The 19,245-nt window shown below is 71.1% G+C and carries 19 protein-coding genes and 1 tRNA gene; 11 read left to right on the plus strand and 9 right to left on the minus strand.

The genetic code is table 11. The features are described from left to right. Positions 1–241 precede the first annotated feature (241 nt). Together AB0I16_RS03605 and AB0I16_RS03610 are read left to right on the plus strand one after the other, a co-directional pair. Complete coding sequence (locus tag AB0I16_RS03605) at positions 242–1,507, plus strand: ATP-binding protein (protein WP_363247662.1); 1,266 nt, start codon at positions 242–244, stop codon at positions 1,505–1,507. Continuing rightward, positions 1,504–2,184, plus strand: a complete 681-nt coding sequence (locus tag AB0I16_RS03610; protein WP_018527980.1) for a response regulator transcription factor — start codon at positions 1,504–1,506, stop codon at positions 2,182–2,184. Before AB0I16_RS03605 ends, AB0I16_RS03610 begins: the two co-directional genes overlap by 4 nt. 104 nt (positions 2,185–2,288) lie before the next feature. On the opposite strand, the gene AB0I16_RS03615 is transcribed toward AB0I16_RS03610, so the two are convergent. Further along, positions 2,289–3,029 (minus strand): copper chaperone PCu(A)C, encoded by a 741-nt coding sequence (locus tag AB0I16_RS03615; RefSeq protein ID WP_363247663.1) that lies wholly within the window; start codon positions 3,027–3,029, stop codon positions 2,289–2,291. Between the two features lie 604 nt (positions 3,030–3,633). Between AB0I16_RS03615 and AB0I16_RS03620 the strand changes: the two genes are divergently transcribed. From AB0I16_RS03620 to AB0I16_RS03655, 8 genes are all read left to right on the plus strand, one after another. Further along, positions 3,634–4,116, plus strand: a complete 483-nt coding sequence (locus AB0I16_RS03620; protein ID WP_003953493.1) for a CarD family transcriptional regulator — start codon at positions 3,634–3,636, stop codon at positions 4,114–4,116. A gap of 282 nt (positions 4,117–4,398) precedes the next feature. Continuing rightward, positions 4,399–5,130 (plus strand): 2-C-methyl-D-erythritol 4-phosphate cytidylyltransferase, encoded by a 732-nt coding sequence (ispD, locus tag AB0I16_RS03625; protein WP_363247664.1) that lies wholly within the window; start codon positions 4,399–4,401, stop codon positions 5,128–5,130. Next, positions 5,120–5,623 (plus strand): 2-C-methyl-D-erythritol 2,4-cyclodiphosphate synthase, encoded by a 504-nt coding sequence (ispF, locus tag AB0I16_RS03630; protein WP_363247665.1) that lies wholly within the window; start codon positions 5,120–5,122, stop codon positions 5,621–5,623. Before ispD ends, ispF begins: the two co-directional genes overlap by 11 nt. 102 nt (positions 5,624–5,725) lie before the next feature. Then, positions 5,726–6,130 carry a PPOX class F420-dependent oxidoreductase gene (locus AB0I16_RS03635; RefSeq protein WP_363247666.1) on the plus strand — a complete coding sequence of 135 codons (405 nt, stop codon included), beginning with the start codon at positions 5,726–5,728 and terminating at the stop codon, positions 6,128–6,130. Between the two features lie 77 nt (positions 6,131–6,207). After that, a complete protein-coding gene (locus AB0I16_RS03640) occupies positions 6,208–6,558 on the plus strand; it encodes a PPOX class F420-dependent oxidoreductase (RefSeq protein WP_363247869.1) in 351 nt (116 codons plus the stop codon). Between the two features lie 233 nt (positions 6,559–6,791). Then, a complete protein-coding gene (cysS, locus tag AB0I16_RS03645) occupies positions 6,792–8,192 on the plus strand; it encodes a cysteine--tRNA ligase (protein ID WP_363247668.1) in 1,401 nt (466 codons plus the stop codon). A 112-nt stretch (positions 8,193–8,304) separates the two neighbouring features. After that, positions 8,305–9,249: a 23S rRNA (guanosine(2251)-2'-O)-methyltransferase RlmB gene (gene rlmB / locus AB0I16_RS03650; RefSeq protein ID WP_363247669.1), complete on the plus strand. Its 945-nt coding sequence runs from the start codon at positions 8,305–8,307 to the stop codon at positions 9,247–9,249. Positions 9,250–9,342: 93 nt separating this feature from the next. After that, the gene (locus AB0I16_RS03655) at positions 9,343–11,046 is read left to right on the plus strand and encodes a DoxX family membrane protein (RefSeq protein ID WP_363247671.1); all 1,704 of its coding nucleotides are present in this window, start codon (positions 9,343–9,345) and stop codon (positions 11,044–11,046) included. Positions 11,047–11,124: 78 nt separating this feature from the next. Here AB0I16_RS03655 and AB0I16_RS03660 read toward each other — a convergent pair whose 3' ends face one another. From AB0I16_RS03660 to ugpC, 3 genes are all read right to left on the minus strand, one after another. After that, positions 11,125–11,844, minus strand: coding sequence for a nucleotidyltransferase family protein (locus tag AB0I16_RS03660; protein ID WP_363247674.1), 720 nt, complete (start codon positions 11,842–11,844; stop codon positions 11,125–11,127). 51 nt (positions 11,845–11,895) lie between these two features. Further along, the gene (locus tag AB0I16_RS03665) at positions 11,896–12,354 is read right to left on the minus strand and encodes a hypothetical protein (RefSeq protein WP_363247675.1); all 459 of its coding nucleotides are present in this window, start codon (positions 12,352–12,354) and stop codon (positions 11,896–11,898) included. A 234-nt stretch (positions 12,355–12,588) separates the two neighbouring features. Further along, the gene (gene ugpC / locus AB0I16_RS03670) at positions 12,589–13,725 is read right to left on the minus strand and encodes a sn-glycerol-3-phosphate ABC transporter ATP-binding protein UgpC (protein WP_363247676.1); all 1,137 of its coding nucleotides are present in this window, start codon (positions 13,723–13,725) and stop codon (positions 12,589–12,591) included. Positions 13,726–13,932: 207 nt separating this feature from the next. Between ugpC and AB0I16_RS03675 the strand changes: the two genes are divergently transcribed. Beyond that, positions 13,933–14,006: transfer RNA gene (locus AB0I16_RS03675), tRNA-Thr, on the plus strand. A gap of 46 nt (positions 14,007–14,052) precedes the next feature. Here the strand turns inward: AB0I16_RS03675 and AB0I16_RS03680 are convergent. The 5 genes from AB0I16_RS03680 to AB0I16_RS03700 all read right to left on the minus strand — a co-directional run bounded on the left by AB0I16_RS03680 (position 14,053) and on the right by AB0I16_RS03700 (position 19,106). Beyond that, positions 14,053–15,462 carry a tyrosine-type recombinase/integrase gene (locus tag AB0I16_RS03680; RefSeq protein WP_363247677.1) on the minus strand — a complete coding sequence of 470 codons (1,410 nt, stop codon included), beginning with the start codon at positions 15,460–15,462 and terminating at the stop codon, positions 14,053–14,055. Between the two features lie 63 nt (positions 15,463–15,525). Then, positions 15,526–15,729 carry a helix-turn-helix domain-containing protein gene (locus tag AB0I16_RS03685; protein ID WP_198503036.1) on the minus strand — a complete coding sequence of 68 codons (204 nt, stop codon included), beginning with the start codon at positions 15,727–15,729 and terminating at the stop codon, positions 15,526–15,528. 465 nt (positions 15,730–16,194) lie between these two features. Continuing rightward, positions 16,195–17,673: an ATP-binding protein gene (locus AB0I16_RS03690; protein ID WP_363247678.1), complete on the minus strand. Its 1,479-nt coding sequence runs from the start codon at positions 17,671–17,673 to the stop codon at positions 16,195–16,197. A 1-nt stretch (position 17,674) separates the two neighbouring features. Then, entirely contained in the window at positions 17,675–18,547 is an 873-nt protein-coding gene (locus tag AB0I16_RS03695; RefSeq protein WP_363247679.1) for a DNA primase, read from the minus strand. 82 nt (positions 18,548–18,629) lie between these two features. After that, a complete protein-coding gene (locus AB0I16_RS03700; protein WP_363247681.1) occupies positions 18,630–19,106 on the minus strand; it encodes a hypothetical protein in 477 nt (158 codons plus the stop codon). Positions 19,107–19,245 lie beyond the last annotated feature (139 nt).

Below are 19,245 nucleotides of genomic sequence, written 5' to 3' on the forward strand. Positions count from 1 at the left end.
TCTGGCCCCACGCTCCCACGGTGCGACCCGCACGCGTCCGTTTCCGGCACCCGGCGTGAACCGCCCACGTCATCAAGGTGAACTGTGGGAGACGTGCGGCGGCACTTCCCGTCCGCCCCCCACCAGGGCGTCCGGAGGAAGTGAACCGGTGCGGTCCCCACGGTGAACTCTGGGCGACGAGTGTTCGAGGCGCCCCCCGTACGGCTGTGGACGACGTGCAACCGGCGCATAACCTGGTCACATGGACGTGAACGCGGCGGTCGCCGCAGTGGCAGCGATCGCCGGAGTGTGCACCGGCGTCATCGCCATGCTGGCGTTCCGCTGGAGCGAGCGCGACCAGAAACGCCCCACCCGGACCTCCCTGCACACCGACCCGGTGCTGCCCCCGGGCGTCGACACGGTCCTGTCCGTGCTGCGCTCCTCCGCGGTCGTCCTCGACGAGGGCGACAGCGTGGTCAAGGCCAGCTCGGCGGCGTACGCGCTCGGGCTCGTGCGCGGCGGGAAGCTCGCCGTCGAGCCGATGCTCCAGATGGCCCGCGACACCCGCCGCGACGGGGAGATACGACAGGTCGAGCTGGACCTGCCACGGCGCGGTACCGGCCGCGGCGAGGCCCTCGCGGTCTCCGCGCGGGTGGCGCCGCTCGGCTCCCGGCTCGTCCTGCTGCTCGTCGAGGACCTCACGGAGGCCCGCCGCATCGAGGCGGTGCGCCGCGACTTCGTCGCCAACGTGAGCCATGAGCTGAAGACGCCGGTGGGCGCGCTGTCGCTGCTCTCCGAGGCGGTCATGGACGCCTCCGACGACCCCGAGGCCGTCGAGCGCTTCGCGGGCCGCATGCAGATCGAGGCGACCCGCCTGACCAACCTCGTGCAGGAGCTGATCGACCTCTCCCGGGTGCAGAACGACGACCCGCTGGAGGACGCGGAGCCCGTACGCGTCGACGAGCTGGTGGCGGAGGCGATGGACCGCAGCCGGCACCAGGCCTCGCACAAGCAGATCACCATGGCGGCGGGCGGCACCGCGGAGCTCCAGATCTGGGGCAACCGCGGCCAGCTCGCCGCGGCCCTCGGCAACCTCGTCGAGAACGCGGTGAACTACAGCCCCGCCCGCACCCGCGTGGGCATAGCCGCCCGCCGGGTCTCCGCGCCCGGCGGCGACTTCATCGAGGTGGCCGTCACCGACCAGGGCATCGGCATCTCCGACAAGGACAAGGAGCGCATCTTCGAGCGCTTCTACCGCGTCGACCCGGCCCGCTCGCGGGCCACCGGCGGTACGGGCCTCGGCCTCGCCATCGTCAAGCACGTGGCCGCCTCGCACGGCGGGGAGGTCACGGTGTGGAGCTCGGAGGGACAGGGCTCCACGTTCACCCTGCGGCTGCCGGAGGCGGCCGCGCACCGCGACCGCGGGACCGGTCACGGCGGCGGACTCGACGACGAGGCCACCCCACCCGACGCGACCACTGCGACCACTACGTACGAACCCATTCCTGCCCCGGAGGTCCTTCCGTGACCCGAGTGCTCGTCGTCGAGGACGAGGAATCCTTCAGCGACGCTCTGTCCTACATGCTCCGCAAGGAGGGCTTCGAAGTCGCCATCGCGGCCACAGGCCCGGACGGACTCGACGAATTCGAGCGCAACGGCGCCGACCTCGTCCTGCTCGACCTCATGCTGCCCGGCCTGCCCGGCACCGAGGTGTGCCGTCAGCTGCGCGGCCGCTCCAACGTCCCGGTGATCATGGTCACCGCCAAGGACAGCGAGATCGACAAGGTGGTCGGCCTGGAAATAGGGGCCGACGACTACGTCACCAAGCCGTTCTCCTCGCGGGAGCTGGTCGCCCGCATCCGCGCGGTGCTGCGCCGCCGCGGTGAGCCCGAGGAGGTCGCCCCGCAGGCCCTGGAGGCGGGCCCGGTCCGCATGGACGTGGACCGCCACGTGGTGACGGTCTCCGGCTCCAAGGTCGACCTGCCGCTCAAGGAGTTCGACCTCCTGGAGATGCTGCTGCGCAACGCGGGCCGTGTCCTGACCCGTATGCAGCTCATCGACCGCGTCTGGGGCGCGGACTACGTGGGGGACACCAAGACCCTCGACGTCCACGTCAAGCGCCTGCGCGCCAAGATCGAGCCGGACCCGGGCGCGCCGCGCTACCTGGTGACGGTGCGCGGCCTCGGCTACAAGTTCGAGCCGTAGGCCGCCTGAACGGCCGGGAACGGCGAGAAGGGCGGGACCCGATCGGGTCCCGCCCTTCCGCGTGTCTGAGCGGCCGGTACGCGGAGACGGTCCGCGTACGCGCGTCAGTGCTGGGTGCCGGTACCGGTATCGGTCCCGGTGCCCGCCTCCTCCGAGGCCTGGCCGCCGTCGGCCGGGGCGGACGGGTCGGTGCCGGCCTCGCCCTCGGCCTGGCCGCCGTGCTCGCCCGCCGGCTCGCCGCTCTCGCCGTCGGACGGCTTGCCCGAGGCGTCGGCGGGGGTGGACGGCCGGTTCTCCGGCGCCTTCGGGACCTCGGTCGGGCCCCACTCGGTGAAGTAGCTCTCGGCGGGCACGACGAACGCCTTGAGCCGCACGTCACCCGTCTCGCTGAAGGAGAACGTGACCCGCTGCGCGTTGCCGTCCTTGACGGACTCGCGGCTGCTGGGCAGCACGGCGGAGGCGTTGCCCTTGCCGCCGATCACGACGGACTCGCCGGCGGGGATGGTCAGCGGGCCCTTCGCCTCGGCCTTCGCGTCGTCGCCCTTGGCGGGCGTGATCTCGGCCTTCTTGCCGGTGCCGTCGACCGTGATCGATTCGAGGGTCTGGTCCGAGGAACCGGAGTTGAAGACCGTCGCGGCGATCACGGCGGGGCCCTTGGACTTCAGGTCGGGCTGCGTGATGACCACGGCGTTCTGGATCTTGATGTCACCGACGGAGACCGCCGCGTTGTCCGGCTTGACTCCCAGCGTCTGAGCGTTGTTGCCCGCGCCGCACGCGGCGAGCGAGGCAAGCGAGAACGCGATGGCGGTGGCGGCGATGGCGCCGCGTCGAAGGCTGCGGCTCACGGCGGCGGCAACTCCTTGGGCGAGAGTGGTACGGGCGGGTCGGGCGGCCGTAAAGCCGCCCTAAGGGTGTGTCAGCGCGCTCAGGTTACCGAGCCGCCACCGCACCGCCGCACCCGACCCGCCCCTACGGGCCACAAGCCTCGGCGGGACCCCGCCCGAACCGGGCGCCCCAATGACCCCTCGCCTCCCATTCGGATTAGCGCCGTCAAGTGCTCCGGCGGTCCGTCCTGCGGATTTCCGGCGACGAATGCGTGGACGTACGGAGAATTGATCTTCCGGCGGCGTGATCAATTTTGGCAATCGCCGGCGCGGAGTGTGACACAGGTCTTGGCTCGCCGAACGGAGTAGCGAAAGTTCACCGCCGGGAACCGCGCAAACCGGGACGTTCGGCCTCTCCCGGCGCCCTCCGAAGGCGCGTAACGCCCGTGTTTCTCCCGTCCCGGAGAGCCGCTCCGACCTGCGAATACCCCCTTCCGGGAGCCCTCCGCAGCACGTTCCTGTTGCTGTTGTCAAGCCCCGAGATATGCCCTGACCTGCGAAAACGCCATTCAGAAGAGGCAGTTCTCGTGTTAGGATGGATAGCCACGGAAGGGGTACCTGTCACATGACGTTCAAGGTTGGCGACACCGTGGTCTATCCCCATCACGGGGCCGCGCTGATCGAGGCTATCGAAACTCGCCAGATCAAAGGCGTGGACAAGACCTACTTGGTGCTGAAGGTCGCCCAGGGCGATCTGACGGTACGTGTGCCAGCGGACAATGCGGAGTTCGTCGGCGTGCGTGATGTGGTCGGTCAGGACGGGCTGGACCGGGTCTTCGAGGTACTGCGCGCGCCGTACGCCGAAGAGCCCACGAACTGGTCGCGTCGCTACAAGGCAAATCTCGAGAAGCTCGCCTCCGGCGATGTCATCAAGGTCGCGGAAGTCGTGCGCGACCTGTGGCGCCGGGAGCGCGAGCGCGGTCTGTCCGCAGGTGAGAAGCGCATGCTCGCCAAGGCGCGCCAGATCCTGGTGAGCGAGCTCGCCCTCGCGGAGAACACGAACGAGGACAAGGCCGAGGCCCTGCTCGACGAGGTCCTCGCGTCCTGACGCGCACGGCCTGAGGCATGTCCAGGCCGCCCACGCGCATCCATGCCGCGGTGCCCGCTGACCCTTTGAGGAGTCGCCGGGCACTGCGGCATGTCCGTACCCGAAGCGGGCGGCATGTCCCGGTGTGGCGTGCCGGGCCCGGGCAGTCGGCTCGACCAGATGTCACGGAAGGGTCCGGTCAAGGGTGTCGGCCCGGCACTCCCCCGGCTCTCGACGCGTTCGAGCGGGGGCACGCCCAGGCCATACCCACGTCGGCCGAGCACACAAACCTGAACGGAACCGATGTCTAGCGAATCCCGCACCGCGGTGGTCATTCCCGCGGCCGGCCGGGGCGTGCGCCTCGGCCCTGGCGCCCCCAAAGCGCTCCGCGCGCTGAACGGCACCCCGATGCTCATCCACGCGGTCCGCGCCATGGCGGAGTCCCGCGCCGTCTCCCTCGTCGTCGTGGTGGCACCGCCGGACGGCGCCCAGGAGGTGAAGACCCTCCTCGACGACCACGCCCTGCCCGACCGCACCGACTTCCTCGTCGTGCCCGGCGGCGACTCCCGCCAGGAGTCCGTCAGGGCCGGCCTCGACGCCCTGCCGCCCGGCATCGACATCGTGCTCGTGCACGACGCGGCCCGCCCCCTCGTGCCCGTCGACACGGTCGACGGCGTCATCGAGGCCGTACGCGACGGAGCCGTCGCCGTGGTGCCGGCGCTGCCGCTCGCCGACACCGTCAAGGCGGTCGGCCCCGCGGAGGCGCCCGGCGGCCCCGAGCCCGTCGTCGCCACGCCCGAGCGGGCCACGCTGCGCGCGGTGCAGACCCCGCAGGGCTTCGACCACGCCACGCTCCGGCGCGCCCACGACACCGTCACCGAGGACGTCACGGACGACGCGAGCATGGTCGAGCGGCTCGGCCTGCCCGTCGTCGTCGTGCCGGGCCACGAGGAGGCATTCAAGGTGACGCGCCCCCTCGACCTCGTCCTCGCCGAGGCCGTACTCGCGCGCAGGAGGGCCAACGATGGCTTCTGAGACACCGCGGGTGCTGCTGCCACAGGTCGGCATCGGCACCGACATCCACGCCTTCGAGGAGGGCCGCGAGCTCTGGTGCGCGGGCCTGAAGTGGGACGACGAGGGCCCCGGGCTCGCCGGGCACTCCGACGCCGACGTCGTCGCCCACGCGGCCTGCAACGCGCTGTTCTCGGCCGCGGGCCTCGGGGACCTCGGTGCCCACTTCGGCACCGGCCGCCCCGAGTGGTCCGGCGCGTCGGGCCTCGCCCTGCTCGCCGAGGCCGCCCGCATCGTCCGCGAAGCCGGTTTCACCATCGGCAACGTGGCGGTGCAGGTCGTCGGAGCGAGGCCCAAGATCGGCAAGCGGCGCGACGAGGCGCAGAAGGTCCTCTCCGAGGCCGCGGGCGCGCCGGTGTCGGTCTCCGGCGCCACCACCGACGGCCTCGGCTTCCCCGGCCGCGGCGACGGCCTCGCGGCGGTCGCCACCGCCTTGGTCGTACGGACGGAGCCCTGAGGCCCGTACCGGGGTAGACGTATGGCTCGTACAGGCGATGACGGCGGCGGCGCGTCCTCACGATGATGGACGCGGCCGACCGTCCACGAAGGAGTGAAGCCCATGTCCGCGGAACTGTCCGACGACCTCAAGGCCCTGCTCGACACGCCCGTCTTCGTCATGGTGGCCACGATTCAGCCGGACGGTAGTCCGCAGGTGTCACCGGTGTGGGTGAAGCGGGACGGTGATGACGTGTTGTTCTCGACGACGGTCGGGCGGCGCAAGGAGCGGAATCTGCGGCGTGATCCGCGGGTGACGGTGGTGGTGCAGCCGGCTGATGCGCCGTATACGTACGCGGAGATCCGTGGCACGGCGGAGATGACGGCCGAGGGTGGCCAGGAGCTGATCGACGAGTTGTCGCTGAAGTACACGGGCAAGAAGTACGCGGAGTTCAACCCGTCCGCGGGTGAGGACGGGGAGCGGGTGGTCGTGCGGGTGTCCGCGCGGAAGGTCGTCGGGCGGGTCTGAGCGGCCCTGTCGCTCCGCCCGTCGGGCCGAATGCCCCGGGGGCCCGCCCGCGGGCGGAGCCCGCTGATGGACGCAGCATCATGGTGGCCACGATTCAGCCGGACGGTAGTCCGCAGGTGTCACCGGTGTGGGTGAAGCGGGACGGTGATGACGTGTTGTTCTCGACGACGGTCGGGCGGCGCAAGGAGCGGAATCTGCGGCGTGATCCGCGGGTGACGGTGGTGGTGCAGCCGGCTGATGCGCCGTATACGTACGCGGAGATCCGGGGTACGGCGGAGATGACGGCCGAGGGCGGCCAGGAGCTGATCGACGAGCTGTCGGTGAAGTACACGGGCAAGAAGTACGCGGAGTTCAACCCGTCCGCGGGCGAGGACGGGGAACGGGTGGTCGTGCGGGTGTCCGCGCGGAAGGTCGTCGGGCGCGTCTGAGCGGCCTGTCGCTCCGCCCGTCGGGTTGTCGAATGTCCCCGCTTCCCGCCCGTGGGTGGAGCCCGCTGACGGGCGCGGTGGTGTGGTGGCCGCGATATGGCCGGTGTGGTCGGGGCGGGGTGGCCGTGTGGAAGGTCGTCCGGCGGGTCTGAGGGGGGCGGTGCGGGGCACGGTTCGTGGGCTGTCGGGGAAGGGGGCGTGGGGCACTGCCCCGCGCCCACTACCCTGGAGTCGTGACGATTCGCCTGTACGACACCAGCGCCCGGCAGATCCGTGACTTCAGCCCGCTCCACGACGGCTGTGTCTCGATCTACCTCTGTGGTGCCACGGTGCAGGCGGCCCCGCACATCGGCCACATCAGGTCCGGCCTGAACTTCGACATCATGCGCCGCTGGTTTGCCTACCGCGGCTATGACGTGACGTTCGTGCGCAACGTGACGGACATCGACGACAAGATCATCAAGAAGTCGGCCGAGCAGGGCCGCCCCTGGTGGTCGATCGGGTACGAGAACGAGCGCGCGTTCAACAGCGGTTACGACGTGCTCGGCTGCCTCCCGCCCACCTACGAGCCGCGCGCCACCGGCCACGTGACCGAGATGGTCGAGATGATGCGCGGGCTCATCGAGCGAGGGCACGCCTACGAGGCGGACGGCAGCGTCTACTTCGACGTGCGCTCCTGGCCGCGGTACCTGGAGCTCTCCAACCAGGACATCGACGACCTGCGCCAGCCCGACGAGGGCGTCGCGGGCAAGCGCGACCCGCGCGACTTCGCCATGTGGAAGGCCGTCAAGCCGGGCGAGCCCGCCTGGGAGACGCCCTTCGGCCGCGGCCGGCCCGGCTGGCACCTGGAGTGCTCGGCGATGGCCCACAAGTACCTGGGCACCGAGTTCGACATCCACGGCGGCGGGATCGACCTGATCTTCCCCCACCACGAGAACGAGATCGCCCAGGCCAAGGCCTTCGGCGACTCCTTCGCGCGGTACTGGGTGCACAACGGCTGGGTCACCATGAGCGGCGAGAAGATGTCCAAGTCGCTGGGCAACTCGGTGCTCGTCTCCGAGATGGTCAAGCAGTGGCGGCCCATCGTGCTCCGCTACTACCTCGGCACCCCGCACTACCGCTCGATGATCGAGTACAGCGAAGAGGCCCTGCGCGAGGCGGAGTCCGCGTTCGCCCGCATCGAGGGCTTCGTGCAGCGCGTCGTGGAGATGGCCGGCGGGGTCGTCGAGCCCGCCGCCCAGGTGCCGCCCGCCTTCGCCGACGCGATGGACGACGACATGGGCGTCCCGCAGGCGCTCGCCATCGTCCACACCACGGTCCGGCAGGGCAACAGCGCCCTCGCCGCCGACGACAAGGAAGCCGCCGTGGCGCGGCTCGCCGAGGTGCGGGCCATGCTCGGCGTCCTCGGCCTCGACCCGCTCGACCCGCAGTGGGCAGGTGACGGGAGCGAGGGGGGCGAGGACCTGCGCGGAGTGGTCGACGCCCTCGTACGCATGGTCCTCGACCAGCGCGAGGCCGCCCGCGGACGCAAGGACTGGGTCACGGCCGACGCCATTCGCGACCAGCTCGGCCAGTCGGGCCTCGTCATCGAGGACAGCCCGACGGGACCCCGCTGGACGCTCGGCCCGCGCTGAACCGAACACCGCTGATGTGCCGCCCGGCCTCCCGGGCGGCACACTGCAGAGACGTACACCTCCGGGCGCGTACGCACGTACGAGCCCACGCATCACGACAGACAGGTAGGTCATGGCCGCTAACAACCGCCGCATGTCCGGCAAGAAGGGCGCGCAGGTCGGCAGCGGCGGCAATCGGCGCCGCGGCCTTGAGGGCAAGGGCCCGACGCCGCCCGCCGAGGCGCGCAAGGGGCATGTGAAGAACCGGATCGCCACCGCCAAGGCCAAGAAGGCCGCGGGCCGCAGGCCCCCGGCCAAGAACCGCGGCGGCAAGGGCACCTCCGAGATGGTCGTCGGCCGCAACCCGGTCTTCGAGGCGCTGCGCGACGGCGTGCCCGCCACCACGCTCTACGTCCAGCAGTTCATCGACAACGACGAGCGGGTGCGCGAGGCGCTCCAGCTCGCGGCCGAGCGCGGCGGCATCCACCTCATGGAGGCCCCGCGCCCGGAGCTGGACCGCATGACGAACGGCCTGAACCACCAGGGCCTCGTCCTCCAGGTCCCGCCGTACGAGTACGCGCACCCCGAGGACCTCGCCGCCGCCGCGTACGACGCCGGTGAGGACCCGCTGATCGTCGCGCTCGACGGGGTGACCGACCCGCGCAACCTCGGCGCGGTCGTCCGCTCCGTCTCCGCCTTCGGCGGGCACGGCGTCCTCGTGCCGGAGCGGCGTGCCGCGGGCATGACGGCCGGTGCCTGGAAGACGTCGGCGGGCGCGGCGGCGCGCACGCCGGTCGCGCGCGCCACGAACCTGACGCGCGCCCTGGAGCAGTACAAGAAGGCGGGCGTCGCCGTCGTCGGCCTCGCGGCGGACGGCGAGCACGAGGTCGGCGACCTCCAGGCGCTCGGCGGCCCCGTCGTCATCGTCGTCGGCAGCGAGGGCAAGGGCCTGTCCCGCCTGGTCGGCGAGACGTGCGACTACCGCGTCCGCATCCCGATGCCCGGCGGCACCGAGTCGCTGAACGCGGGCGTCGCGGCGGGTGTCGTGCTCTACGAGGCCTCGCGCCGCCGCAGCTGAGCCCCGCGTGTCCGGACCGTGTTGATCACTTGACGCGGTCCGGACATTTCTCCGTGGTCAAGGCAGTGTCCTAAACACACATCACTCGGTTAGATGAGTGTGGACACCAGAACATCCCGCACTCCCACGGGGGGAAGCTCGTCAGGCTTCGACGAGGCTCCCGCGCTGAGCATGGTGAAGGTGCCGAGCGACCCGGCGCAGGTCATCGTCAATCACGCGAGCTTCCGCGTGCAGCTCCCCGCCGCTGGGCGCACTCAATCCCCGCGTATCGCACGGCACTTGGACGCCGTCGGCCCGACGGTGCGCATCCCCGCCGCGGGCACCGCCGCCAAGCGCCGCACGCCCGTCGTCTGGAGCGGCAGGTCCGATCCGGACGACACGGGCGCCATCAGACTCCTGCAGGCCGTGCGCGGCAGCAATGTGCGCCGTTCGGCCGAGGACACGGGCCCCTTCGACGACGCGGGCGCCACCCAGGTCATCCCCCGCGTCGGGTACGACGAGGGCCCCGACACCGTCGCGACGCCCGGCGTCCCCGCCGGCCGCGGCCCCGAGACCCAGCTGCTGCCGCAGATGCGGATGCCCAGCAGTGACTACGACGAGCGGACCGCCGAGCGCGAGCGCCTCGACGCGTACGAGAAGACGTACCAGGAGCCGTACGAGGACGACGACGCGTACGAGATCGGGTACGACGACGGGGACGAGGGCGAGGACGGCAGGCGGCGGCACGGCGCCGACCCGGTCCGCCACGCCTACTACCCCGGGCGCCGGATGAACCTCGGCGTCGTCCTCCTGCCGCTCCGCGTCTTCCTCGGCCTCATCTCGGTCTACGCGGGCATGGGCAAGCTCTGCGACCCCGTCTACTTCGACGGCGGCGAGCGCGGCTCCATGGTCAAGTGGCTCACCTCCCTGCACCCCTGGGCCCTCGCCGAGCCGCTGCGCGACTTCGCGCTCCAGCACCCCGTGGGCGCCGGCCTCACCGTCGCCTTCCTCCAGGTCATCGTCGGCGTCCTGACGATCCTGGGGCTCTGGCAGCGGGTCGCGGCCACGGTCGGTGTGCTGCTCTCCGCCGCGCTCATGGTCACCGTCAGCTGGCGGACCGTCCCCGCCTACGACGCGCCGGACATCATCTACCTCGCCGCCTGGTCGCCGCTGATCATCGCGGGCGCCCCGTTCTACTCCCTGGACGGCCGCCTCGCGGGCGAGGCGTGGCGCACGCTCGGACCCCGCGTCGACATCTGGGACCTGCGGCGGCGCGTGCTGCGGCGCGGCGGTCTGATCGGCGGGGTGGCGATCGGCCTGACGCTGCTCGTCGGCTCGCTCCTCGGCAGCGCGGTGCGCGACGCGGACCGGGTCACCGTGCCGGGCCCCGGCGAGGCCCCGCGCAACGAACAGCCCGGCACCCCGCTGCCGGGCGACCCCGCGAAGAAGCAGCGGCGGCAGGCGCAGAGCCCGTCCGCCACCACGGGCTCGCCCACGCAGGGCGGCGACTCGGCGGGGCCGACGCAGGGCGCCACGGCTCCCGGCACGGCCCGCGAGACGGGCACGGCCGGCACGGCGGGGCAGCCCAGTCAGACGCAGGGCAGCACTGGCGCCGCGGGCCAGGCGCCGCCACAGCAGACGACGCCGCGGGAACAGCAGCAGCAGGCCCCGGCCACGACCGCGGGGCCGACGTCCGGCGGCACGAGCGGCGGCTCCACCGGCAGTGGTGGCGGCACGGGCGGCAGCGGCGGCACCGGCGGCTCCGGCGGTGCCGAGGGGCAGCGGCCCGGCCTGCTCGGCGGTGTTCTCGGGCGCTGACCCGGCGGTACGACGACGGTGGGGCCCCGCACGGATGGTGCGGGGCCCCACTGGCGTACGTATGCGCCCGGACGCCGCTCAGCGGCTCTGGGCGGCCAGTTCCTTGGCGGCTTCGGTGAGGTCCTTGGCCGTGTCGATGGCGCGCCAGTAGGCGCCCTGGGGGAGCGGGAAGCCGGCGAGGCGCTTCTCCCTCGCCAGGCGGGGGAACGTGGTGCGCTCGTGGTCGCCGAGGTCCGGCAGGAGCGCGGTGAAGGCGGCGGAGAAGACGTAGACGCCCGCGTTGATGAGGTAGGGCGAAGGCGGTGCCTCGATGAAGTCCGTGATGTGGCCGAACGCGTCCGTCTCGACGGCGCCCCACGGAATGCGGGGGCGGGCCAGGGCGAGCGTCGCGGTGGCGTCCCGCTCGGCGTGGAAGGCCGCCATGTCGCGCAGCGAGAAGCGGGTCCAGATGTCGCCGTTCGTCGCGTACCAGGGGCGGTCCGCGTGCGGGAGGTGGCGGGCGGCGTACTTGAGGCCGCCGCCGCGGCCGAGCGGCTCCTTCTCCACGACCGTGGTGACGTTCAGCGGGAGGTCGGCGGAGTCGAGCCACTCCTGCAGGACCTCGGCGAGGTGGCCGCAGGAGATGACGGCGTCCGTCACGCCCTCGGCGGCCAGCCAGGCGAGCTGATGGCCGATGATCGGAGTCCCGGTGCCGGGGATCTCGACCATCGGCTTGGGCCGGTCGTCGGTGTACGGCCGGAGGCGGGAGCCTTGGCCTCCGGCCAGGACGACGGCCTGCGTGGGGTTCTGCGTGGTCATGCCGGAAACCCTACGCGGCGGTAGCGGCGGGCCGGCCGGGGCCGGCCCCGCTCAGCGGTTCTGGTGCGTGGCCACGCCCGTCGCGTACGACGTGTCGCAGACGGGCCTGGCGTAGGACTGCGCGCGCGTCGGGCCGTACGCCTGCACGGCCGCGCGGCCGAGTGCGCGCGCGATGGACATGCAGTGCTCGGCCAGCGAGGGGTGGCGGTCCACCTCGCGCTGGAGGTGCGTGAGGGCCACGCCGGGGTCCTTCTCCTGGAGTTCCAGGAGGAGCCTCTCGCGCAGGATGTCCTGCGGGGCGCGGGACGTGCGGGGCTTGGACAGGTCGTCTGCGGATGCGGTGAGCATCGAATCCGACGTGTCCCCCGACCAGTTGACGCTGGTGACCGCGAGGGTCCCGGAGAGCACCAGCATCACGGGCAGGACGAGAGCGAGCGTGCGGCCGATGCGGCGGGCGGGGCCCCGGTGGGCTCGGCGCGACTTCTGGAGGTAGTTGGCGGAGTGCGTCACGCGAGTGAGCGTAGCGCTCGGTGATGATTTGGCGACATTTAGTCACTCGGTCGAGCGACGGTGAACCAGGTTTTTCTTTCACGGTGTTGACGTATGGCCGCCGAAGTGGCTGCCAGGGCGGGGCATTTGTCGACAACGAAGGGCCCCGCACCGGTCGGTGCGGGGCCCTTCGGGAGCGGTTCCGGGACTCGGCCGGGTCGGCCGGCTCGGGCCGGCCGGGTCAGTCGGCCCGGCTCAGTCGGAGAGGCGCTCGCCGGTGGAGGTGGAGAACACGTGGGTCTCGCCCGGACGCGGCACGACGTGCAGCTGGGTGCCCTTGTCCGGCACCGCGCGGCCGTTCACGCGGACGACGAGGTCCTTGTGCTCGCCGCCGACCTCGGCGGAGCCGTAGACGTAGCCGTCGGCGCCGAGCTCCTCGACGACGTTGACGGAGACGGCGAGGCCGGCCGGGGCGTCGGCGCTCTCCTTGGAGAGGGACTTCGCGGCGGCGCCGTTCTGCTCGACGATGTCGAAGTGCTCGGGACGGACGCCGACGGTGACCGTGCGGTCGCCGCGGTCGGCGGCGGCGCTGAGGGCCTCGCGGTTCACGGGCACCACGGAGTTGCCGAACTTCACGCCGCCGTCGGTGATCGGGACCTCGACGAGGTTCATGGCCGGGGAGCCGATGAAGCCCGCGACGAAGAGGTTCGCCGGGCGGTCGTACATGTTGCGGGGCGAGTCGACCTGCTGGAGGAGCCCGTCCTTGAGCACGGCCACGCGGTCGCCCATGGTCATGGCCTCGACCTGGTCGTGGGTGACGTACACGGTGGTGATGCCGAGGCGGCGCTGGAGCGACGCGATCTGCGTACGCGTGGAGACGCGGAGCTTGGCGTCGAGGTTGGACAGCGGCTCGTCCATGAGGAAGACCTGCGGCTCGCGGACGATCGCGCGGCCCATCGCCACACGCTGGCGCTGACCGCCGGAGAGCGCCTTGGGCTTGCGGCCCAGGTACTCGGTGAGGTCCAGGATCTTCGCCGCGTCCTCGACCTTCTGGCGGATCTCGGCCTTGTTGACGCCGGCGATCTTCAGGGCGAAGCCCATGTTGTCGGCGACGGTCATGTGCGGGTAGAGCGCGTAGTTCTGGAACACCATGGCGATGTCCCGGTCCTTCGGCGGCAGGTGCGTGACGTCGCGCTCTCCGATGCGGATCGCGCCCTGGTTCACGTCCTCCAGGCCCGCGAGCATGCGCAGGGAGGTGGACTTTCCGCAGCCCGAGGGACCGACGAGGACGAGGAACTCGCCGTCCTCGATCTCGATCTCCAGGCCGTCCACGGCGGGCTTCTCGGAGCCCGGGTAGATGCGGGTCGCCTTGTCGAACGTAACAGTGGCCATGGTGGAGGCCCCCTTCACCGGCAGGAACGTGCCGGACGATCCGAGTAGAGGGAGTGGTGTAGTCCACAGGAGTGAACTGCTCGTGACCGTACCCCGGAGGCCCGTGGTCTGTCAGCAGTCGAAGCGCCCCGACCTTCGGGCCGCCGGGAAAATCCTCGGCGGGCCGGCCGCCGGTGTTGGTTACACTGCACGGGCACGCCGGTGCACGCCTCCTTAGCTCAGATGGCCAGAGCAACGCACTTGTAATGCGTAGGTCGTCGGTTCGAATCCGACAGGGGGCTCCGCTGAGACCCCAGCTCGGATCGCTCTGAGCTGGGGTTTTGTTGTTCAGCGGATGCGGCGTCGGCGGCGGGAGCGGGCCGCGCGGGTGTCGGGGGTCTCAGTTCTGGTCTCAGTGGGACCCTCGGGAGGGCTTGGAGCGGGGCTCTGCGGACCGGGGACGAAGAACTCGCCCATGCGTCGCATGGCGTCCTTCGACAGGTGGGATCGACCCTTCACGTAGCGCCGCGTCTGGCTGATCTGGGTGTGCCGCAGGATTTCCATGATGGTGGGCATGTCGACGCCCAACTCGTTCAGGATTGTGCCGGCGGTGTGGCGGCTCCCGTCGTAGAGGCGGCGGTCGTCGATTCCGGCCTCGGCAAGGAGTTCCTTGAACTCTTCGTAGTCCTGTCGGGGATCGAGCGGACGCCCATCCGGCCGCGAGAACACGACGTCGTGCTCCTCCCACAGCTCTGCCGCTGCGGCTCGCATCTCCTCTAGTCGCGCCTTGTGGTCGTGCAGGAACGGGAGGAACACGGGTGGGATTGGTACGGGGTTCTGGCTCTTCTTGGTCTTGGGCCGGGTGAAGACGAGCCCGCCTCCCTTGCGCTTCGGGCAGGCGCTCGCGTGCTTCGTGCACGTCTTGGTGCAGGGCTTCGGGCAGCCTCGCTTGTAGCCCTTGTGGGTGGTGCAGTGCGGCGGGCACGGGGCGAAGCGATGGAGGCGGCCTCCGCAGGCGTGCGGGTCGCCGCAGCCGTGCCGCCACGTGAGGCGCTGAAGCTGCCACTTGGGGTGGAACAGCTCGGCTTCGAGGTCGACGTACGACCAGCGCAGACCAAGCGTCTCGCCCTGCCGGAAGCCCATACCGACGCCGACGATCCACCGCATGAAGGTGGGCCGCTTTGCGGCGGTTTCGAGGAAGGCCTTGGACTCCTCCTGAGTGAAGGGGTTCGCCTCGGTCTCATCGACGCTGGGCGGGTCCACGAGCGTGGCCACGTTCTCGCTGATCATACGGCGGCGGTGGGCGATTTTCAGGGCGCGGGACAGGATGCGGTGCACCTTCAAAACGTGCGAGGGGGCGTGACCGGCATCGAGCATGGCGCGGTACATCCGTTCCAGGTGCTCAGGCTGCAACTTGTCGATGCGGTGCTGTCCGACGCCCGGGACGATGTCGTTGCGGGTCTTGGACCAGTAGTCGTCGAGAGAGCGCGGCTTCAGCTTCAGGCTCGCGATGTCGGTGAGGTAGGTCTCCATCCACTTCGCGACGGTCGGCGCCCGACCGGCCTTGGTCGCGCGGCCCTCGTTGCGCTGCCGTTCCAGCTCTTTGACCTTGCGCTTGATCTCCGGTTCGGTCTTGGCGCGGCGGTGGCGGCGGTCGGGGCTTCCATCGTTCTTCACGCCCATGGTGACGCGGCCGTGCCACCAGCCGTCAGCGCCGAAGTAGATGGAGGACTCGTTGTTGGGCTTGCGGGGGCTCATGGGCTCCTCCATGCGGGAGGCACCCCGAGCGGGATGCCCGGGGTGCCTCAAGTCGTGCTCGGGTCAGGCGGGCAGAGGGGCGAGGCTCGCCACGTAGCTTTCGAGATCGGAGCGTCGAATCCGGCGTGTGCGGCCCAACTTGATGTACTTCAGGGCGCCTTCGGCCATCAGCTCGTAGACGGTGGAGCGGCCGATAGCGAGCGCCTCGGCGGCCTCCTCGGGCTTGTACAGGAGTCGGTCGACGGGGGCGGCGGTCGCGGTGCTCATCCGGGTGTGCCTCCTACCGGGGCGGGTCTTGGACGCTTCTCAGGGATCGCGTCTGTCCGAGGTGCGGATTTCTGCGTCATTGCGTCATCAGCGTCATTCGCGCCTCTGGCCTGCGGCTTTGCATGACGCGGCGAGGCGGGCGTGCGTCATTGGCGCGTCATGGGCTGCGTCATGGCATGACGCAGATGACGCAAGATGACGCAGGCGCTGCCGTCTGCGTCATGCCTGTTGCCACAGGTCGGGGGCGGTTTTGCCGTCCGCATGACGCAGATGACGCAGCGTTCCCTCTCTTAGGACAAAAGAGGGGGTGGTGTCTGTGGCGGGGCGGTGCGGCTTCGAGCGTGAAGAAGGAGCCGCACGGCGGCGCGCCCATCACGCGGCGGTGAGCCGCCGAACAGCAAGAGGAGCACGCGCTGCCCCGGGTGCTCCTCTTGCTTGTCCGGGGGAGTTGTACGGCGGTGCGGGTCAGAACGCCCGTTCCTGCGCGTGCGGCGGCGGGGCTGCCACCGCGCGGGTCATCTCCAGATAGCGGCCCTCGCTGGTGCGTCCGGAGTCGATGAGGACGCCCCGGGCGGCGAGGGTGGGCTGTAGGCGCTTGAGGCGGTCGGAGAGGACTTTGCCGGTGGTCGGCCACCCTTTGGGCAGGGGGCGGAAGTCCTCGCCCGTGTAGAGGCTGCTGAGGCAGTGCAGCCAGTCTGTGGACGTCATCCGCTGCGCCGCCCCCGGCTCGATGGTCTCGGCGTGCTTGAGGACGGTCTGCGCGAGCAGGTCGCCCTCGATGACGTCGTCATTGAGGTCGTCCAGGCTGACCCGGTAAGCGGGCAGCGCCCCGAGGCCGGTGGCCGCGTCGAGCTGCGCGCACAGGTGCGCGAAATCTGCCATCCGCAGATCGGTCGGTGTCTCTGCCTCGGCGGCGCGGACCTTGACGGTGAGGTCCAGGAGCGAACCGAGCACAACGGGCAGCACCTCGGCGTACTCCGCCCACAGTTCAGCCTCCGTGCGCCGCACACGGGGCCGCACCAGCCGCAGCGGCAGGAGCCGTTCGGCGAGGTCGGGGCGGATGACGCCCACGTCGATGCCCGTCATGAGCAGGGGGCGGCGGTAGCCGACGCGGAAGACGTCCCCATCGGTGAACAGGGCCCGCTTGACGTTCTCGGCTCCGGTGACGATGCAGCACATCGCATCGGAGAGGTCCGGGGTCATGTAGGAGAGGTTGTCCAGGGCGGTGACCCATCCGGCCGCCACCGCCGCGAGCAGGTTCTCCTCATCCTTCGGAGCCCTGCGCAGGTCCCCGCTCATGCCCTCCACGATCCGCAGGAGCATGCGGCCCGCGGTGGACTTGCCCGCGCCTTGCGGGCCGGTGAGGAACGGTGCGGGCACGGGCACGTCGGGGCCGAGGCAGCCGATGAGCCAGGCGATGGCCAGGCACTCGGTCTCGGCGGTGGCGAAGTTGCACAGCCGCATCAACGCGTCGATGCCCTTGCCGTCGGTGTCCTTGGCCGGCAGGGGCAGTTCCCCGGTGAGCTGGGTGCGCCGCCAGCACACTTCCCGGGGGTCGGGGACGGTGATGTCCCAGCCGGTGGGGTGGATGCGCACCGACTGCCCGTCGTCGCGGCCCAGGTCGAGCCAGGTCGCGCCGTCGTAGCCGGGGGCGACGCGGATGTGCACGGGCTGCACATCCTCGCTCAGCGCGAGTGCTTCGATCAAGTCCAACGCCTCCTTGAGGGCGGTGCCGTTGAACACGCCGAGCCCGTCGCGGTAGAGGCCGACCATGAGTTCTTGGCGGTGGCTTCCGGTGGTGCCCTGGGAGCGGATCGGGCGAGCCACGGGGTGGCCGTTCTTCTGCGCGTACACGGTGCCGTCGGCAGTGCGGAAGTACCGGAAATGGGACTGCGCGTAGGTGGTGATGATCTCGCGGGCGGGGTTCTTGTCGTCCTCAGCCATGTCACAGCCCCAAGGCGGTGCGGGCGTTGGTCCACGCCTCGGCGCAGTGCCGGACGGTCTCCCCCTTGGCCTGCGCGGCAGCGAACAACCGCGTGATGTGGTCCTCGCCGAGGCAGCCGCACCGGCCGTGCGTGGACAGCACCGCCAGGAACGTGCGGTAGACCGTGGCGTGCACACCGCTGGTGGCCTCGGTGATGCGTTGCTCCGCCATCGTGATGCCGCGCTCCAGGAAGGCAGGGGTGCGGTGCCGGCATGTCCCGCCCCCAGGCGGAACGGGCAGGGCGACGGTCGTCGGGCGGGTAGCCGCAGGCCGCTTGACGGCCAGCGCGCGGACGGTGTCCGGCAGGGCGGTCAGGGTGCCGGTGCCGGAGCCGAGCCACCGGGCGTAGGCCATGGCGGACTTGATATCGACTCCGGGCCGGACCGCGTTGGCCGACGGCATCGTCCCGAGGTAGAGCCAGTGCTCACCCCGGGTGGTGGGGACCGTCTGTGTGGCGGGCAGGTGCTTGCGGGCCCATGTGATCGCGTCGGCGTTGTCGAGGTCGACGACGGTCAAGTCCGCTCCGCCCGGGTGGTAGGCGACCGCGCCCGCGCGCTTCCAGGCGTGCCGCCAGGGGCCGGAGGTGATGACGTCCGGGTCGATGGTGGCGGCGGCCCAGCCGTGGCAGAGCTCGGGGCAAGCGCACGGCCCCGGGGTCTTCATGTTGGGCCGCCCGCCGCAGACGTTGTCGGTGCAGCGGCGGCAGTTCCCGAACGGGATCTTTCCCGCCCGCAGCGGCAGGACCGGGATCTGAGAGGCGGCGAGGGAGAGCGCGGTACGCAGATGCTCGCTCATTTCGCTGCGCTCTCGCCGGATGTCGGTGGGTTGCGTCATGCTGGAGACCTCCATCAGGTCTGATGAGGACAGGTGGACAAGGGCGGCCCCGGCTTTGGCGAGACGGGGGCCGCCCTTGGCGTTACTGGTGGTTGTCGGTCTTGGCCCACACGCCGCTCGTGCGGCTGTGGACGGTGCGCCGGTCCTGGTGGACGGGGCCCTGGTAGTGGTGGTGCTCCTCGGGAGCGGGCTTGGCCCGGGTGGCGAGCCGGGCAAGGGCGAGCACGAGAGCGGTCGGGGCTCCGAAGACGAGTCCACAGACGAGCGGGTCGGCGTACTGGGAGAGGTACATCAGCACGCTCGCCGTGCCGCCGACCATGACGGTGGTGGTGCCTCCGGCGAGCATGAGCACGCTCGCGTCGGTGGCGCTCTGGCTCATGGGCGGTCGTCCGGGCTGGGCGACGGCCGGGGCCTCGCCGTGGGCTGGGAGGGGGGTGGTGTCGCGGTAGGCGGTGGGCCGGTAGGCGTCGGCGATGATCCGCCGCGCCTCGGTGGCGGCCTGTGCCTCGCTCAGACCGGCGCCCGCGGGGGCCGTCTCGGGGGTGGTGTCGGGGGTCATGCGGAATCCCTTCATGACGGGGGTCGGGGAGGCAGAGGCACCCCCTTCAGGGAGTGCCGCAGAGGGGGTTTCGGGGGTGCTGACCTGCACGCCTCCCCGCCTCCCCAAAGTGGTGTTTTCGCTGATCAGGGCGGGGGAG

This window comes from Streptomyces sp. NPDC050703, assembly GCF_040654435.1.
Classification (GTDB): Bacteria; Actinomycetota; Actinomycetes; order Streptomycetales; family Streptomycetaceae; genus Streptomyces.

Bases quoted from the DNA above. Each gene is read 5' to 3' on its own strand.
- ispF (WP_363247665.1), top strand. From the start codon at position 5,120: ATGGCTTCTGAGACACCGCGGGTGCTGCTGCCACAGGTCGGCATCGGC.
- AB0I16_RS03695 (WP_363247679.1), bottom strand. From the start codon at position 18,547: ATGACGCAACCCACCGACATCCGGCGAGAGCGCAGCGAAATGAGCGAG.
- AB0I16_RS03620 (WP_003953493.1), top strand. From the start codon at position 3,634: ATGACGTTCAAGGTTGGCGACACCGTGGTCTATCCCCATCACGGGGCC.
- ugpC (WP_363247676.1), bottom strand. From the start codon at position 13,725: ATGGCCACTGTTACGTTCGACAAGGCGACCCGCATCTACCCGGGCTCC.
- AB0I16_RS03635 (WP_363247666.1), top strand. From the start codon at position 5,726: ATGTCCGCGGAACTGTCCGACGACCTCAAGGCCCTGCTCGACACGCCC.
- AB0I16_RS03660 (WP_363247674.1), bottom strand. From the start codon at position 11,844: ATGACCACGCAGAACCCCACGCAGGCCGTCGTCCTGGCCGGAGGCCAA.
- ispD (WP_363247664.1), top strand. From the start codon at position 4,399: ATGTCTAGCGAATCCCGCACCGCGGTGGTCATTCCCGCGGCCGGCCGG.
- AB0I16_RS03690 (WP_363247678.1), bottom strand. From the start codon at position 17,673: ATGGCTGAGGACGACAAGAACCCCGCCCGCGAGATCATCACCACCTAC.
- AB0I16_RS03605 (WP_363247662.1), top strand. From the start codon at position 242: ATGGACGTGAACGCGGCGGTCGCCGCAGTGGCAGCGATCGCCGGAGTG.
- AB0I16_RS03700 (WP_363247681.1), bottom strand. From the start codon at position 19,106: ATGACCCCCGACACCACCCCCGAGACGGCCCCCGCGGGCGCCGGTCTG.
- rlmB (WP_363247669.1), top strand. From the start codon at position 8,305: ATGGCCGCTAACAACCGCCGCATGTCCGGCAAGAAGGGCGCGCAGGTC.
- AB0I16_RS03680 (WP_363247677.1), bottom strand. From the start codon at position 15,462: ATGAGCCCCCGCAAGCCCAACAACGAGTCCTCCATCTACTTCGGCGCT.
- AB0I16_RS03655 (WP_363247671.1), top strand. From the start codon at position 9,343: ATGAGTGTGGACACCAGAACATCCCGCACTCCCACGGGGGGAAGCTCG.
- AB0I16_RS03685 (WP_198503036.1), bottom strand. From the start codon at position 15,729: ATGAGCACCGCGACCGCCGCCCCCGTCGACCGACTCCTGTACAAGCCC.